Source organism: Zhenhengia sp. (assembly GCF_046966505.1).
GTDB classification, from domain to species: domain Bacteria; phylum Bacillota; class Clostridia; order Lachnospirales; family Cellulosilyticaceae; genus Zhenhengia; species Zhenhengia yiwuensis.
Genome location: NZ_JBKVCH010000016.1, coordinates 60,090 through 77,859, shown reverse-complemented (window position 1 = coordinate 77,859; position 17,770 = coordinate 60,090). Strand labels below are relative to the sequence as shown.

Sequence of the window (17,770 nt, the reverse complement as noted above, 5' to 3'; positions counted from 1 at the left end):
AGAGCAGAGGACTGAAAATCCTCGTGTCGCTGGTTCGATTCCGGCTCTGGGCACTTGTTAAGCACCTAATAAAGGTGCTTTTTTTGTGTGCTTTTTTATACTAAATTAGGTATGATTGTCCCATTTCTTACATATATATTGCTATAGAAATCAATGTGAGGTGAGAGGATGAAACCTAATAAAATAGTTTTTGCGGTGGCACTTACTGTAGTGCTTTTAACCCTTTCTATTTTTATTGTAAAAGATTTAAATTTTCATTGGAGTGAGGTAGGTGAGGACAAGGCCTCTGTTACCATTAATTTTTTACTACCAATGGATAAAGGTTCTTTTAATAAGCATATAAAAATACAAAATCAACTAGGCTATGCAGAAAATTTTGCTTGCCAGGTTAATTGGGTCAATGATCACGTATGTGAAATTATTGTAGAAGAGAAGGGACAGATTAAAGGGCAAAAAGTCCAACTTATTATTGATAAAGCACCAACTATATATGAAAAGATTTATAAAGAAGCGACTATCCCTATTCAGTTTAAAACCCCTATACATATTGTAGAACCTATTGATGAAATTTTAATCTCAACTACTCAATCTTTTATTGTAAAATTTAATACACCTATGAAAAAGGAAGTTGTCCATAAATATTTAGCATCTGATGCAGACTTTATCATAGAGCCTTTAAAAATAATACAAAATGGAAAAGAAATTATAGATTATACGTCCTTTACCTTTACGCCTAAACAACCACTTGAAAATGATCATAAATACATATTAACCTTTAAAAAAGGCATGCCTTCACAATCTGGAGTAATGTTAGGTGAAAATCAAAATGTAGTCTTGAAAACAGATATTAAACCAATAATAGATGAGGTAGTGCCTAAGAGTGGTAGCAAATGGGTAGGTTTATATCCTAGAATTATTGTAAGAAGTAAAACACCTATGGAAGCTGCCTATATAGAGCTTGATGGTGAGCTTCTTAAAGGTGAACTCAAAAACGATTATTATGCTGAATTTTACCCTAATTATGTACTAGGAGCAGGAAGAAGTTATGAAGCTTATGTGCAAATTCAAGTTGCTTCAGGAGAGTTAAGTGATAAAATACCTCTTAACTTTACAACACTTCCTTTAAAGGAAGACCGTTATTGGGCTGAGATCGTATTAGGTAAAAATCAAGAAATGATTGTTTATCAAGGTACGCAAGAGATAAAACGTATACAATGTTCAGGTGGTGCTCCTAAGAGTCCTACAGCTAAGGGGACATTTTATATTAAAGATAAAGGAGATAAATATTTTTCTGAAACAGAAAAAGAAGGTGCCAACTACTGGCTTACACTTTCAGAAGGGCTTCGGATACATGGGATGAGTCGAAATGAGCATTGGGAGATTAAGATGAATGTACTTAATAGGCTAGGAGAAGGACAAACAAAAGGTAATGTTGTTATGAGAGAGGAAGATGCACTTTGGCTTTATAATAATTTACCACTTGATACGATGGTCGTGATTCATCCGTAATAGACATTTAAAAAGAAGCTTATAGCCAAGCTTCTTTTTATGATAAAATGAAAGTTTTTTTAATCTTTAATTCATATTTAATGATATAGTATAAAAAATTACCGTATTTATATTTATGAATCCACAAATATGTGAAAAACAATTCAATCACTCTTGCAATTTTTCAATAATATGTTAATATACTAGTATAAAATTATAAGATATTTGAAGTTTAAATCTACATATTATAAGGAGGCGTATTATGGCATTTTGTACCGAATATATGGAAAATCTTATGCAACGTGTAGTAGCAAATCATCCAGCAGAACCTGAATTTCATCAAGCAGTGAAAGAGGTTTTATTATGTATGGAACCTGTAGCACAAAAAAATCCTAAATTTGTAGATGCAGGTATTTTTGAACGTATTGTAGAGCCAGAAAGAATTATTATATTTAGAGTTTCATGGGTAGATGATACAGGAAAAGTTCAAGTCAATAGAGGTTTTAGAGTACAATTTAATAGTGCTATTGGACCTTATAAAGGGGGTCTACGTTTCCATCCTTCAGTTAATTTAGGGGTTATTAAATTTTTAGGATTTGAACAGATTTTTAAGAACTCCTTAACAGGTTTACCTATGGGTGGTGGTAAAGGTGGTAGTGACTTTGATCCTAAAGGTAAATCGGATAATGAGATTATGCGTTTTTGCCAAAGCTTTATGACAGAACTCGCTAAACATATTGGACAAGATACAGATGTACCAGCTGGAGATATTGGTGTAGGTGCACGTGAAATCGGGTATATGTATGGTCAGTACAAACGTTTAAGGAATGAGTTTACAGGAGTATTAACAGGAAAAGGCCTAACTTATGGTGGTTCTCTTGTAAGAAAAGAAGCAACAGGCTATGGTTGTTGTTACTTTACAGCTGAAATGCTTAAAACAAGAAATGACTCCTTTGAAAATAAAACGGTTGTTATTTCAGGTTCTGGAAATGTAGCTATTTATGCTGCTGAAAAAGCTATGGCACTGGGGGCTAAAGTTGTAGCTATGAGTGATTCAAATGGTTATATTTATGATCCAGAAGGTATCGATATTGATTTAATGAAACAAATTAAAGAAGTAGATAGAAAACGTATTTATGAATATGTAAAAGTTAGAACAGCCGCAACTTATACAGAAGGTTGCAGAGGTATTTGGCAAATTCCTTGTGATATTGCATTGCCTTGTGCAACACAAAATGAATTACATGGGGAAGATGCTAAGGTGCTTATTGAAAATGGTATTAAAGCTGTTGCAGAAGGGGCCAATATGCCATGTACACCTGAAGCAGTTGATTTATTCTTATCACATAAAATACTCTTTGGACCAGGTAAAGCAGCCAATGCAGGTGGGGTTGCAACTTCTGGGTTAGAAATGTCTCAAAACAGCATGCGTTATAACTGGTCATTTGAAGAAGTAGATGCAAAACTTCAGGATATTATGAAAGACATTCATGCAAGTGCACGTAGAGCGGCTACAGAATATGGGGATGTAGATAATTATGTATTAGGTGCCAATATAGCAGGTTTCTTAAAAGTAGCAGATGCTATGTATATGCAAGGCGTTGCTTATTAATAAAAACTCCCTATAAGGGAGTTTTTATTTTTTTTAGAATTTTATCTATGCATTATAAATTTATTATAATATAATGTTTTATGCGAACATATAGAAGTAAGGGAGAAAGTATATAGATTTAAATGTTAAAGTCGATATAAGAATACTACAGGTTGTATAGGAGGCTATCGTGTATAAAATAGTAGCAAAACAAAAACTTAATCATTTAGTAGAAAAAATGGTCATTCATGCACCGTTTGTAGCACGTAAGTGCATGCCAGGACAATTTATCATTTTATGTGTAGAAGAAGGGGATGAACGTATTCCGTTAACTATTCAGGATTATGATAGAGAAAAAGAAACTGTATCTATTATCTATCAGATTGTAGGTTATTCTACTCAGAAATTAGCTCAAAAAGAAGTTGGTGACACCCTTGCACATTTTGCAGGGCCATTAGGTGTGGCATCTGTATTACATAATTCAAAACGTCGCGTACTTGGCATAGGTGGAGGTGTAGGTGCAGCACCACTTTATCCTCAGATTAAAGAGTTACAAGCTCAAGGTGTAAGTTGTGATGTTATTCTAGGTGGACGAGATAAAGATTATGTTATTTTACAAGATGAGTTTAAAGCAGTAAGTAACGAATTATTCTTTGCTACAGACGATGGTTCACTTGGAACAAAAGGATTTGTAACAACTGTCCTCAACGAATTACTTGCTAAAGGACGTCAGTATGATGAAGTCATTGCAATTGGTCCACTTCCAATGATGAAGGCTGTTGTAAGTGTGACGAAACCTTTAAATATACCAACTATGGTATCTATGAATCCTATTATGATCGATGGAACAGGTATGTGTGGGGGATGCCGTGTCACTGTAGGTGGACAAACAAAATTTGCTTGTGTAGATGGACCTGACTTTGATGGATTTGAAGTAGATTTTGATGAGGCCATGAGAAGACAATCTATGTATAAGAAACAAGAACAACATATTTGCAACCTTAAACTTGGGGGTGGAACAAATGCCTAATATGCGATTAGATAAAGTAAAAATGCCTGAACAGGCACCAGATATTCGTAATAAAAATTTTGAAGAAGTGGCTCGAGGCTATACGGAAGATATGGCTATAGAAGAGGCAACAAGATGCTTACATTGTAAACAACGCTTCTGTGTTGCTGGATGCCCTGTTAATGTGCCTATTCCTGAGTTTATAGAAGAAGTGGCGAAGGGAGATTTTGAAAAAGCTTATGAAGTCATTACTTCTGAAAATGCGCTTCCTGCTATATGTGGACGTGTGTGTCCACAGGAAAATCAATGTGAGGGTAAATGTATTCGTGGCAAAAAAGGAGAATCTGTTGCTATTGGACGACTTGAGCGTTTTGTAGCAGATTATGTTATGAACCATACAGATATAACAATAGAAAAAGCAGGGTCTAATGGGATTAAAGTAGCTGTTGTAGGAGCAGGACCAGCAGGATTAACTTGTGCAGGTGAACTTGCAAAGATGGGCTATGAAGTTACTTTATTTGAAGCATTGCATGAAGTTGGTGGTGTACTTGTTTATGGTATTCCAGAGTTTAGATTACCTAAAGAACTTGTGGCAAAAGAAGTCCAAAAAATTGTAGACTTAGGCGTACGAATTGAAAAAAATGTTATTATTGGAAAAAGCATTACTATTGATGAACTAATAGAGGAAGGATATAGTGCTATATTCGTAGGGAGTGGCGCAGGACTTCCAAACTTTATGCATATAGAAGGTGAAAACTTAAATGGTGTTTATTCTGCCAATGAGTTTTTAACACGTTCTAATTTAATGAAAGCCTATGATTTTCCAAATCATCCAACACCTATTTTTGTAGGTAGTAAAGTGGCAGTAGTAGGTGGTGGAAACGTAGCTATGGATGCCGCACGTACAGCTAAACGTTTAGGTGCTGATGAGGTTTATATTATTTATAGACGTGGAGAAGAAGAGCTTCCTGCAAGACGTGAGGAAATTCATCATGCTAAAGAAGAAGGAATTATTTTTAAGCTACTTTGTAATCCAGTTAAGATCCATGGCAAAGAAGGTAGGGTAAGTCATATTGAATGTGTCAATATGGAACTTGGTGAGCCAGATGCATCTGGAAGAAGAAGACCTGTTGTACAAGAAGGTAGTGAACACCTTCTTGATATGGATACAGTTATTATTGCCATTGGACAAAGTCCAAATCCACTTATTCGTAGTACAACACCTGGACTTGATGTACAAAAATGGGGTGGCATTATCGTTAATGAAGAAACAATGGAGACAAGTAAAGAGAATGTTTATGCAGGTGGAGATGTTGTAACGGGTGCTGCAACAGTTATTCTTGCTATGGGAGCCGGTAAAAAAGCAGCTCATGCTATTCATGAAAAATTAAAAAAATAACTTGTTTGAACAGGGAGTATAAAATATTGCACTTTGCTTATACTAAACTCATAACATTTAAACAGCAAAGGAGTAATGCAATATGAAAAAAGCATTGATGTTAATGTTAGCAGTAGTAGGAATTTTATCATTTGTAGGTTGTGCAGCAGGTTACGATTCTACAACTGGTTATGATGGTTATGGCTATGGTAACGGTTATGGTTATAATGGTTACTATGATGGCTATGGCACAGGTAATGGCTATGGCACAGGTTATAACAATGGTTACGGTATGGGAACATATAACAATGGTACTACAGGTTATGGTTCAAATACTAATACAACACCAATTGCTACACCTAACTATTAATTAAATCTAAACAAAAAAGCACTGCTAAAGCAGTGCTTTTTTGTTTTAAGCAGAAATGAATACTGTAAGCAAGATCATAATAGCTGTAATGCCAATAGCTAGACGATTTATAATCTGTGTATAACGTATAATACTTATAGACCATTTTTTTCTTTTAAGAAGAAGATAGCTCATTATAATACTTATAACACTTAATAAAAGCCCTGTATAACCAAGTGGAATTTGAAGGGCTATCCACTGATCTACAAATAAGTACATCATCAAAATAAGTATATCTAAAGTTAAAGAAACAGTACTAAAGTGCCAGGGTTCAAGAACATGATTTTGAGGCTTTTCCCATTCGTAATGTACTTTCTTTTTCTTAGGAAGTGTTTCCTTTACAACATCAAATGAAACATGTTTTTTCTCTTCCATTCTATCCTCAGCTCTCTTTTTTAATAAATTGTATAAAATAGTATAACAAATTTGAGTCGCTTTTTGCAAGCTTTAAAACGTGCTATAATAAAGTTAACGTTACAAAGGAAGGGAATTATACATTGTGAAAATACTACTTGTATCATTTAATGCTAAATATATTCATTCATCATTAGCATTAAGATTAATTGAAGGTTACTGCAGTGACTATAAAGAACATTTAGAGGTATTAGAACTTACTATCAATCATGAAATGCATGAAATTATTAAACAGCTCTACAATAAACAACCAGATGTATTAGGATTATCTTGCTATATTTGGAATATGGATTTAATTGAAGAACTACTACCTATTTTAACAAAAGTCTTACCAAATACAAAAATTGTACTAGGTGGTCCTGAAGTTTCTTATAATAGTGAAGCTTTATTTGAAAGATTGCCTATTGACTTAGTCATTGAAAATGAAGGTGAAGAAACTTGGTATGAGTACCTTAAGCATCTTATTGATGGAGATATAGTACTGGAAGAGATTAAAGGTATTGTGTATCGTAACGAAAAGGGAGAAGTAGTGCGTAATCAAGCAAGGGCTCTTATGGACCTTGCTAATTTACCTTTTGTTTATGATGATCTTTCAGGACTTGAACATAAAATTATTTATTATGAGGCATCTAGAGGATGTCCATTTAACTGCCAGTACTGCCTATCCTCTATAGAAAAAGGGGTACGTTTTATGCCTATTGAACGTGTGTTAAACGAACTTCAGTATTTCCTTGATCAAAGAGTTAAGCAAATTAAGTTTGTAGACCGTACATTTAATACACGTAAGGCCTTTGCACGCGCAATCTGGCAGTATGTTATTGAACATGACAATGGTTATACCAACTTCCATTTTGAAATAGCAGCTGAATTATTAGATGATGCATGTTTAGAAGTATTAAAAGATGCAAGACCTGGTCTTATCCAGTTTGAAATTGGTGTACAGTCTACTAATATGGATGTTTTAACGGTTATTGACCGTAAAATGCCATTTGAAGATATTAAAGAAATTGCTCTTAAAATCAAGGCTCTTGGCAATATTCATCAGCATCTTGACCTTATTGCAGGTCTTCCTTATGAAGATTATGCTTCATTTAGACATTCATTTAATGATGTTATTTCACTTAGACCCGAACAATTCCAACTTGGTTTCTTAAAACTTCTTAAAGGTTCAGGACTAAGAAAAAATGCAGAAAAATATGGTATTGTCTACAGCCCTAAAGCGCCATATGAAGTACTTTATACAAATGAACTAAGTTTTAAAGAATTACTTATATTGCATGGAATAGAGGAAATGGTGGAAAGATATTATAATAGTGAGCGTTTCAAACATACTTTAGAATATCTCTATACTTTATTTAATTCACCATTTGATTTTTACGAAGCATTAGCACATTATTGGGAAGCTAATGATTATGATAAGATTCCACATAAGAAAGCAGCGTATTATACCTTACTGGTACCATTTGCAAAAGATATAGAAGGTGTTAATCTAGATCTTCTTAAAGAGCTGATTCGTTTTGATTGGTACCTGCATGAAATGGTAAAAGAAGTACCTGAAGAACTTATGACCCTTGATCAAGCACCCTATAGAGAACAAGCTAACGCTATTATTCGAGATGATGAATATATGATTGAACACCTTGGGGTGAGTGCAAACTGGACTTCAAGACAACGTTTAAGACGTATGCACATGGAATGGTTCAGCTATAATGTATATAAAAATAATGCTAAATTAGAGGAACCTAGTCCAGTACTCTTTGATTATACAGAACAGAAAACTCATTTTAGACCTATTAAGCTATAAGGAGTAGCCTATGACAGAAAAAAAACGTATACAAGCTATACTTGATATATTAGATAAGTATTATGAGAAAGATGTAAAATGTTACTTAGACCATGAAAATCCTCTGCAATTACTTATTGCGACTATTTTAAGTGCACAGTGTACAGATGATAGAGTCAATATTGTAACAAAGGATTTATTCGCTAAATATAAATCAGCCCAAGACTTTGCTATGGCTAATTTAAAAGAGCTTGAGCAAGATGTAAAAAGTACAGGGTTTTATAAAAATAAGGCTAAAAATATTAAAACTTGTGCAACGACTATTTATGAACAATATGGTGGTGAAGTGCCACAAGACCTTGATGCACTTACTGAACTTGCAGGAGTGGGGCGTAAGACAGCTAATGTTGTGAGGGGTAATATCTTTAAGATTCCAAGTGTGGTGGTCGATACCCATGTTAAGCGTATCTCTATTAGATGGGGAATAACTTTATGTACAGATCCTGTAGCTATTGAAATGGATCTTATGAAGAAGCTTCCTAAAGAGCATTGGATTCGTTATAATACGCAAGTTATTGCTCATGGACGAGCCATTTGTACAGCCAGAGCACCTAAATGTATGGATTGTATGTTTCTAGCTCTTTGTCCATATGGACTTAGTAAAAGAATGGATGACTTGACAGAGGAAGCTAAAGAAGCATTAGAGAAGGGGCATATGTATTAAATGAAAAAGACGTGTTCTATTGAACACGTCTTTTTTTACGGATTTTTGTTTCTATTTTTTTGGTAGCTTTATCAACTTTCTTCTTATCTTTTTTCTTATCTTTTTTCTTATCTTGTTCATTAAGTGCAAGAATTTTTTCATAATAGGTCAAAGCATTTTTTCCAAAGATTTCATCAGAAAGTGGGGCAACTGAACTCATAGCATGAACAGATAGAGTTTTTCTATAACTTTCATCTTTAAGCAGTTTAATGAGGGCTATAGAAAGTTCTTCTGTTGTAGTAAATTTCTTGCCGTTATAATCATCAATAACAAGTCCCTCGATGCTTTCATCATGTTTAGCTACAACCGGTAGACCAGCGGCCATAGCTTCTGCAAAAGTCAGCCCTTGTGTTTCTGAAACAGAAGCACTTACGAATACATCTCCTAGCTGATAAAACTTGCCAATAGTTTGCCAAGGCTGAAGCCCTGCAAAAATAATATGTTCCTCTAGATGCAATGTTTGAGTTAGCTCTTTTAAGTGAGTCATCTCCGGGCCATCACCAACAATGAAAAGTTGTGCATGAGGTACTTGTTTAATAACTTCAGGAAGTGCGTGAAGGACAACATCGATGCTTTTTTCTTTAGCAACACGACCTACAAAAAGGATGGTAGGAGCAGTAGGGTCTAGACTAAATTGTGCTTTTAAGCTACTAATTTCCTCTTTTGTATAACGACTAGGATGAAATGGTGTAAAGTTAATACCTGTTGGAATAACTTCAATAGGCTTTTTCACCCCATAGCTAAGAAGTAAATCACGCGTTTTTTCTGTAGGTGCTACAATACCATCTACACTATTACAAAACATCTTACTGTATTTACGTGCAAGTTCTGGAGAAAATTCAACACCCTTTGAAATATAATGCATATATTCTTCATACATAGTATGGTAAGTATGTACAATAGGTACATGGATTTGTTTAGAAATAAGTTTTGCTAAAAAGCCCAAAGAGAATTCCGTTTGAGATAAAATAATATCTAGTTTTAGTTTTTTTACACGACGTACAAGTTTGGTCGAATAAATAATACCTACGCGATGGTCTTTTAAGAAGACAAAAGGTAAGCTAGGAATACGATAGACATAAGGTTTATCATCATGTGCCTGTGGATGGCTAATCGTAAAAATATAAACGTTATGACCTTGTGCAATAAGCTGTTGTTCTAGTGTTACAATAGAACTTACAACACCGTTAATTTGTGGCAAATACGTATCTGTAAATATACCTATATTCATTTTTACACCCTCTTAATTCAGTTTAACATGATTTGTATGCATTTTCTTCTTATAATCATACCGCATACTCAATCAATTCATTCATAAAATGATAAAAAGTTTATTCATATTTAAGATTTTACATGAAAGTACGTTATTCAGTAATGCATTTAGATGCCTACATTAGAAAAATTTTTAAATCCAACAGCTTGATAAGCTGGCTATTAAGATATGGTATTTTATGCCTCTCTATAGTCAATAATATGAGAATAGAAAAGGTGACTAATAGTAGGAACATACTTAAAAATTAATTCTTTCTCTTTAACTAGCGTACAAAAACTATATTTATTATAATACAAATTGATTTTAAATAAAAGAAAAGAGTATAATGAAAAAAGAAAAACTTATAAATGAAAGATGTAATCATATGGAAACAAAACAACTTAATTCTAATCAAAAACAAGCTGTAGAGATGCCCCTTGGTGCTACAATGGTGATCGCTGGTCCTGGTTCTGGCAAAACCTTTGTTATTACTGAACGTGTACGTTATATGATTAGTCATCTTCAGTGCCAGCCTCAACATATACTTGTTATTACCTTTACTAAGGCTGCCGCAGAAGAAATGAAAGGGCGTTATTTAAAAGCCACGCATCAAACTGGGGTTACTTTTGGGACTTTCCACTCTGTGTTTTATCGTATGCTTAGAAAGGCAGATCCTAATCGTTACGCTTTAGAACGTCTAATCAGTGAAGATAAAAAAAGACAAGTTATTGAGAAAATTTATCAAGGTATGGACACAGGAGATGCTTATGAAGATTTTATAGAAGTCTTTTTAGGGCATCTAACGCTTATGACTAATCAACTGATTCAACCTAAATACTATAATCCTGATGGTATTTCTAAAGAAGTATTCTTAAAAGTATTCAATAGCTATGAGCAGTATAAAGAACGTCATGGTCTATTTGATTTTGATGATATGCTTGTACACACGTATTATTTGTTAAGAAATGATCCACATATTCTTACTTTCTATCAATCTAAATATAAACATATTCTTATTGATGAATTTCAAGATATTAACTGTGTACAGTTTGAAATCATTAAACTTTTAAGTAGCAGGCATACTGACCTATTTGTTGTCGGTGATGATGACCAAAGTATTTATCAATTTCGAGGCGCTAAACCTGAGTTTTTACTTTCTTTTGAAGAATACTTTAACCCTGTTCAGAAGATTATCTTGGATGTTAACTATAGATCTACGCCAAATATTTTACGTTACAGTAATAGTTTAATAGGGTATAATATAAATAGATATGAGAAAATCATGCATGCTGCTCATATAGAAGGAGATAAGCCTATTGTTACTTACTGTGAAGATGCAAAAGAACAGGCAAGTCTTGTACTAAAGGAAATTTTAAAGCTAAATGCAGCTGGATTACCTTTAAAAGAGTGTGCTATTATCTACCGTACCAATATACAAGCAAGACCACTTATTGAAGCTTTACGTACTGTGCAGATTCCATTTATTATTAAGGATGCTATGGTAACTTTATATGATCAATGGATGACAAAAGATATTCTTGCCTATTTACATTTAGCATACAATATAGAAGATAGCGAAAGGCTTCTCCAAATTATTAATAGGCCTACTCGTTATATTAGTAAGCTTGCTTTAGAAGATGCAAGGAAAAAGGGTGGAAATTTACTCAAGAATCTTTTAGAATCAGACCTTCTTAGTAGACTTCAAAAAGATCGTATTGAAGAACTTATTTTTAATTTACAAAGATTAAAGACTCTTACGTTAAAAGAAGCTATTCCTTACATCCGGCATACTATAGGCTATGAAAAGTATCTTATAGAATATGCAGCTTACCGTAAAATACCTAGTGAAGGTTTGGTAAATATGCTCCTAGAACTTGAAGATTCTGCAAGGGAGTATGCACGTGTTGAGGAGTGGGAGGAAGCTTTATATGCTATTTCTATGAGCGTGAAGCAAAGCTCACGCCAAAAAGGTCATGATGCATTGACGCTGACTACTATGCATAGTGCTAAAGGATTAGAGTTCGGTGCAGTTTTTATCATTGATATCTTAGATGGTGTTATTCCACATAGTAAAAGTTTAAGTGATACTCAAATAGAAGAAGAAAGGCGGCTTTTCTATGTGGCTTTAACAAGAGCTAAAGAAAGACTGTACTTATATATTCCAAAAAATAGATATCAGAAAAAAGCAGAAAGTTCTCCTTTTATTTTGGAAACACTAACACCAAAGATTACACTTAAAGAAGGTGACTGTATCAAACATAAAATGTATGGGCAGGGTAAAGTTGTAAAGTTAGATGGTTCTAAAGCCTTTATACGTTTCAAAAATGGTCAAAAAGTAGTAGATTATATGTATTGTATTAAACATCATTTATTATCTCGGGAGGAAAAAAATGAAAGCTCAAAAGACAAACAAAAAAGGTAAAAAGAAACAATCTTTTAATATTTATAGTGCATTTAATAAAAATAAAAAAGGTATTGTAGCAGGAATTAGTCTTTTCTTGGCCTTTCTTATGCTACTAGGTGTGCTAGGTCAATTTGCTTATTAAAGTCAGAACAGGTATAGAAGCTTATAGAGGAGGCGGACTATGGCAACTGACAAAAAGAAAAAGCTTAAAGTTAGTTTAGTCGTTATGCTAATCCTCATTTTTATTGGAATAGGCGCAGCAGCTATTTATGTGTATCATGAAGTTACACAATATAATCTTGTCTTTGCGAATCATATTTATGTGAATGATGTAGCTATAGGAGGCCTTACACAAGAAGAAGCCCTCATAAAGATTAAAGAGCAGCTTAACACCTATAATGAGGAACATTTTATTACTTTATTTAATAAGGATAAACAAATACATTTATCTTTAGATACATTTAATCCAACGAGCAACTTAGACGAAGTTTTACAAGATGCTTATACACCAGGCCATGAGGGACATATATTCAAACGTTTTCTAGCTTCTAAAAATACTGCTTTAGAGTCCATACATTATCTCGTTCAAACCTCATATGATTTATCAGAGATTGAAAAAGCTTTAGAAGTACAAGCGCATTTTTTTGAAGAAGCACCTATAGATGCAACTATTGAAAGAAAGAATAGGCAGTTTTACGTAACACCAGAGCAAATAGGTTATGCATTAGATAGTCAAGCTACAGCCAGTATTATTTATGATATGTTAACGGCTAATGAGCTTCCTATTAGGCCTATTCAAATCGTTATGAAAGAAGTAACCCCAGCTGTAACTGCTAAGGAACTTGAAAAAGCCCAAACACCACTTGCTAGCTTTTCTACTTCATATAATAATGCTGATCAAGACCGTAATCAAAACCTTGCTATTGCAGCATCTAAAATTAATGCAAAATTGAATCCAGGTGAGAGCTTTTCACTTGGGAGCAAATTGGAACCTATTACCCCAGATGCAGGTTATAAAGCTTCTAAAGTCATTGTAAATGGAAAGTTAGAGGAGGGAATAGGTGGTGGTGTATGCCAAATTGCATCTACTCTTTATAATGCACTTTTATTAAGTGATATAGAAATTATATCACGTGCAAACCACTCTTTACCTGTAGCTTATGTACCATTAGGCAGAGATGCTACTTATGCATCAGAACTTATAGACTTTAAGTTTAGGAATAACTCACAATATCCTTTATTTGTAGAGAGCTACTGTGAAGATAATAAGATTATTGTGAATCTATTTGGAGATGCTGCATTAAAGTTACCTTATGATGAAGTTAAATTTAGTTCTGAACTCATTAAGACAACACCACCACCTCCAACAATCTATAAGGAAGATGATACCTTATATGAGGACCAGGAAATTCAAGAGACCACACCACTTGAAGGTAAGACGGTAAAACTGTATCGCCTTATGTATAAGAATGGTGAACTCGTTTCAAAAGAACTTATTAATACAAGTTATTATAAGGCTAGGGGAGAGGTCATTAAAGTAGGAACTAAACCAAGGCTAGATTAAAAGTTAAAATAAAAAGGTTCAAGCTTATAAGCTTGAACCTTTTTATTTTAACTTTGTGGAATGAAGAAACCATTTTCGCCATCTGGATTATCAGTAGAAGGTGTTTCAGGTGTTACTGGGGTTTCTTCTGGAGTTTCTATTGGTGGTGTTGGAGTTTCTTCTGGGTTTTCTTGGGATGGCTCGTCTGGCCAAGGCCATCCTTCAAGTTCTGGAAGTTCTGGTTCCTCCGGTACCAATGCCTGAGTGTGTACATCACATAAGTCTTCAGGTTTTACTTGACTAGATGATGTACGTGTAACAACGCGTGTTTTAACAGTTTCTTCAGGACAGAACTCTGTAGCAATCTTACCCGATACTGTACATACCTGTTCTTGTACGTGAATATCACATTCCTCAGTAGGAGCATGATTTTTCTGGAAGTAATCAGATACAATTTTGTGTTCCGGGTCTAATTTACAAAGTTCTGTTGGAATCTTACCTGATGCTGCACAAATACTTGTTTTAGTATAACCTGTCGTTATTAATTCAAATTCTTTCTTAGGCAGGTTTTTATGAATTTCTGACATAATGCTTGCCCAAAGATTTAAGTGAGCACTTTTATTAGTAAAAGGTTGTGGTCTGTCATAGCCCATCCATACAGTTGCAGTATAGTATGGTGTATAACCAGCAAAGATAAAGTCTTTATTATCAGATGTTGTCCCTGTTTTGCCTGCTACAGGCATATTAAGACCTACGCCAGCTTTACCACCTGTACCGATTTTAATAACATCTTCCATCATATCTGTTAGCATAGAAGCAGTAGAAGCTTTAATAACAGTATGTGTTTCGGGTACAGAATTATCTAAAAGAACTTGTTTATCACGATCTAACACTTGCGTATAGAGAATAGGTTTTGTATAAGACCCTTGATTGGCAATAGCAGCATAGGCAGCATTAAGTTCAAGAGGGGTTACACCATCTGTAATACCGCCAAGAGGAAGTGCATACACTTTATCTTGGTCAGAAAGTGTTGTAAAACCGAAGTTAAGGAGATAGTTGTAAGCTGTCTCAATACCGACCATCTCTACAGCTTTAACCGCTAAGATATTCATAGAGTCCCAAATACCTTCGCGTACTGTAGTAGGTCCCTTAAAGTAACTTCTCCAGTTTTTTGGAGTATATTTACCAATTGTATAAGGTTCATCGACAATGATAGAACCTGGAGAAAGGAGCCCTGTATCAAGTGCTGGTGCATAAGAAGCAAGAACTTTGAACGTAGAGCCAGGTTGTCTTTTAGCTTGTGTGGCACGGTTAAAAGTACGGTCACCATATTTTTCACCACGTCCACCTGAAAGTGCTTTCACATGACCATTGTATTGATCCATAATAACGAAAGCAGCTTGGGCCTGAGGTACAAGCTGTACAGATTCAACAATTGTATCACCCTCGGCAAGTTCCCAGGTAGCTTGCTTTGCTTTTTTGAAGTTTTCTATTTCAGCTTCTGAATCAGACTGTAAAACACCCTCTGCCCATTTATTCACAGTTGTGCCATCAGCTTTTGTGATAGTAGCACTATAGTTAATCACATATTCTTTATAAGAAGGGAAGAGAGAGTCATCATCCATCTTATCATCTACAATTTTTTGCATATCTTGGTTAAGTGTTGTATAGATTTCAACACCACCACCAAAGAGTAAGTTATTTGCTTGTGTAGCTGTCATGCCCTTTTTAGTTTGAAGGTCACTAATAACTTGTTCAATGACAGCATCTACGAAGTAACTATGAACAGAGTCTTGCTGTTCATACTGATTATTCACTTCTTGAATATTTTTATAAGGATTCTCTAGTAAAGCAGCTTGTCTTTCTTCTTCTGTAATATAGCCCTGTTCTACCATATAAGAAAGAATAACTTTAGATTTTTCAAAGTTGTTCTCAGGGTTACGAATTGGACTATATCTTGTAGGTGCTTGTGTAATACCAGCTATAACAACACTTTCAGCTAGAGTAAGCTCAGAAACATCCTTGCCAAAATAACGTTTGGCTGCAGCTTGCACACCATTTGTACCATGTCCTAGCGGCATTGTATTTAAGTAATATTCTAAGATAAGATCTTTTTCATAAAGTGCATCAATTTGAAGTGCAAGGTATTGCTCTTGAATTTTACGCACGAAAGTCTGATCGCTAGTAAGGGCATTATTTTTAATAACCTGCTGCGTAATAGTACTTGCACCTTCTACAATTTCACCTGCTTTTAAATTTTTTACAATAGCACGCATAATTCCTAATAAGTCAATACCGTTATGCTCATAGAATCTAGCATCTTCAATGGCTATAACAGCTTCTTGAAGATGTTTGGGAATTTGGTCAAGTTTTGCATAAATACGATTTTCACCACTTGAGAGCGTATCGATTTCAGTACCATTTTCATCATAGACAAAAGACGTATAATCTGTCGTGGGCTTAATATTAATTGTAGAAACATCAGGGGCACTTTTAATGATACCTACTAAAATACCAAGTCCTGAACCTACAATAGCAAAAAGACCAATGACAAGTGTAATGACTATGACACGAAAAGTAGTAACTTTAGCTTTTTTTGTCTTTTTCTTTTTTGTATTTTTATTAGAATCCTGCATTTTTTTTGAACATGAATCTTTAGAGTAATTCATCTATCATCCTCCTCAATATGGTATTATACCAAAGATGCTAGGTAAGCGCAAAAAGAAATACATACCTTAGTATAATGTATTAGTATAAAACTAAATAGATAAATAGGAAAGTAGTATTATAAATTAGTCATTAAACTTTAATATTTAAGATGATGCTTGTCATGGAATGTCCCTTCTATGAATATATTAAAAATAAAGCATTGAATAGGAGGCAGCTTATGTTTAGAGGTTATAAATATCGTTATAGGCCAACGCCTAAAGCACCTACTTATATATATAAATCATCAGGTGGAAGGCGTTATAAGGAGCATAACTATCAAGGCTTATTAGCTGTATTAGCTATTATTGCCATATTTATTGTTATTTATATCCAGTTAGATAGAGAAGTTATGCCTACAGTTATAGCTATGGCAGAGCATGAAGCCACTACTATTGCTACTAAAACCATTAATGAGGCGGTTAATTTGTCCCTAGAAAGTACCCAGATAACGGAAGAGGATTTAATTAGCTATGACTATAATGATGCGGGGGAACTTGTATCCTGGAATGTAAATTCTATCCTTATTAATACACTCTGTGCAGATATCGTTGATAAAATAGCCGATAAGTTAGATACAATAGGAAGCGTTTCTTTTAAAGTCCCTTTAGGAAACTTAACAGGTAGCCGTATTTTTGCTAACTTAGGACCTGAAATTACTATTGAAGTATTACCAGTAGGTACTGTAAAGGTAGATTATGACAATGAAATTGTGGCAGCAGGGATTAATCAAGTTAATCACAAAGTATGGCTTGATATTGATACAACAGTTCAAGTCGTTGTACCCCTTTTTGCAGATCAAATACATATTTCAAGACGTATAGTCCTTATTGATAAGATGGTTTCAGGCAAAGTTCCACCAAACTATGTTAATGTACTCCCTAATAATGTATTAGATGGCATTGATGCAGCAACCCCAAACACTAGCTACAATTTAGCTCCTTAGACATTATGCACAAGGGAAAAATTAACCCGTTTATAATTTTATCTATTTTTGTGAGTTGTCATGATATGGTATAAATGATATATT

The 17,770-nt window shown here is 34.3% G+C and carries 14 protein-coding genes; 11 read left to right on the top strand and 3 right to left on the bottom strand.

Going from position 1 to position 17,770, the window contains the following annotated elements; all coding sequences use genetic code 11:
- Positions 1–168: 168 nt before the first annotated feature.
- The 5 genes from ACLTBU_RS15045 (at position 169) to ACLTBU_RS15025 (ending at position 5,836) form a co-directional block, all read left to right on the top strand.
- On the top strand, positions 169–1,509 hold the full coding sequence (locus ACLTBU_RS15045; RefSeq protein ID WP_412219751.1) for a L,D-transpeptidase family protein: 1,341 nt from the start codon (positions 169–171) through the stop codon (positions 1,507–1,509).
- A 241-nt stretch (positions 1,510–1,750) separates the two neighbouring features.
- A complete protein-coding gene (gdhA, locus tag ACLTBU_RS15040) occupies positions 1,751–3,100 on the top strand; it encodes an NADP-specific glutamate dehydrogenase (protein ID WP_412219749.1) in 1,350 nt (449 codons plus the stop codon).
- Between the two features lie 169 nt (positions 3,101–3,269).
- Complete coding sequence (locus ACLTBU_RS15035) at positions 3,270–4,109, top strand: sulfide/dihydroorotate dehydrogenase-like FAD/NAD-binding protein (protein ID WP_177670035.1); 840 nt, start codon at positions 3,270–3,272, stop codon at positions 4,107–4,109.
- Positions 4,102–5,487: an NADPH-dependent glutamate synthase gene (gene gltA / locus ACLTBU_RS15030; RefSeq protein WP_177670037.1), complete on the top strand. Its 1,386-nt coding sequence runs from the start codon at positions 4,102–4,104 to the stop codon at positions 5,485–5,487. The genes ACLTBU_RS15035 and gltA overlap by 8 nt, the downstream gene beginning before the upstream one ends.
- Before the next feature lie 82 nt (positions 5,488–5,569).
- Positions 5,570–5,836: a hypothetical protein gene (locus tag ACLTBU_RS15025; RefSeq protein WP_412219747.1), complete on the top strand. Its 267-nt coding sequence runs from the start codon at positions 5,570–5,572 to the stop codon at positions 5,834–5,836.
- Between the two features lie 45 nt (positions 5,837–5,881).
- On the opposite strand, the gene ACLTBU_RS15020 is transcribed toward ACLTBU_RS15025, so the two are convergent.
- Positions 5,882–6,250, bottom strand: coding sequence for a hypothetical protein (locus tag ACLTBU_RS15020; protein ID WP_177670041.1), 369 nt, complete (start codon positions 6,248–6,250; stop codon positions 5,882–5,884).
- Between the two features lie 124 nt (positions 6,251–6,374).
- Between ACLTBU_RS15020 and ACLTBU_RS15015 the strand changes: the two genes are divergently transcribed.
- Together ACLTBU_RS15015 and nth are read left to right on the top strand one after the other, a co-directional pair.
- Positions 6,375–8,093: a B12-binding domain-containing radical SAM protein gene (locus tag ACLTBU_RS15015; RefSeq protein WP_320651265.1), complete on the top strand. Its 1,719-nt coding sequence runs from the start codon at positions 6,375–6,377 to the stop codon at positions 8,091–8,093.
- Positions 8,094–8,103: 10 nt separating this feature from the next.
- The gene (gene nth / locus ACLTBU_RS15010; RefSeq protein ID WP_249334108.1) at positions 8,104–8,796 is read left to right on the top strand and encodes an endonuclease III; all 693 of its coding nucleotides are present in this window, start codon (positions 8,104–8,106) and stop codon (positions 8,794–8,796) included.
- Positions 8,797–8,812: 16 nt separating this feature from the next.
- On the opposite strand, the gene ACLTBU_RS15005 is transcribed toward nth, so the two are convergent.
- Positions 8,813–10,066, bottom strand: coding sequence for a glycosyltransferase family 4 protein (locus tag ACLTBU_RS15005; RefSeq protein ID WP_412219742.1), 1,254 nt, complete (start codon positions 10,064–10,066; stop codon positions 8,813–8,815).
- 406 nt (positions 10,067–10,472) lie between these two features.
- On the opposite strand from ACLTBU_RS15005, the gene ACLTBU_RS15000 reads away from it, so the two are divergent.
- Genes ACLTBU_RS15000 through ACLTBU_RS14990 form a run of 3 tightly spaced genes read left to right on the top strand, consistent with a single transcriptional unit; the run spans position 10,473 to position 14,055 of the window.
- A complete protein-coding gene (locus tag ACLTBU_RS15000) occupies positions 10,473–12,509 on the top strand; it encodes an ATP-dependent helicase (protein WP_412219740.1) in 2,037 nt (678 codons plus the stop codon).
- Positions 12,478–12,633: a hypothetical protein gene (locus ACLTBU_RS14995; RefSeq protein ID WP_177670050.1), complete on the top strand. Its 156-nt coding sequence runs from the start codon at positions 12,478–12,480 to the stop codon at positions 12,631–12,633. The genes ACLTBU_RS15000 and ACLTBU_RS14995 overlap by 32 nt, the downstream gene beginning before the upstream one ends.
- A 39-nt stretch (positions 12,634–12,672) precedes the next feature.
- Positions 12,673–14,055, top strand: a complete 1,383-nt coding sequence (locus ACLTBU_RS14990; RefSeq protein WP_177670052.1) for a VanW family protein — start codon at positions 12,673–12,675, stop codon at positions 14,053–14,055.
- A gap of 47 nt (positions 14,056–14,102) precedes the next feature.
- On the opposite strand, the gene ACLTBU_RS14985 is transcribed toward ACLTBU_RS14990, so the two are convergent.
- Positions 14,103–16,703: a transglycosylase domain-containing protein gene (locus tag ACLTBU_RS14985; protein ID WP_249334117.1), complete on the bottom strand. Its 2,601-nt coding sequence runs from the start codon at positions 16,701–16,703 to the stop codon at positions 14,103–14,105.
- A gap of 218 nt (positions 16,704–16,921) precedes the next feature.
- Between ACLTBU_RS14985 and yunB the strand changes: the two genes are divergently transcribed.
- Positions 16,922–17,686, top strand: coding sequence for a sporulation protein YunB (gene yunB / locus ACLTBU_RS14980; protein ID WP_177670056.1), 765 nt, complete (start codon positions 16,922–16,924; stop codon positions 17,684–17,686).
- Positions 17,687–17,770: the final 84 nt, after the last annotated feature.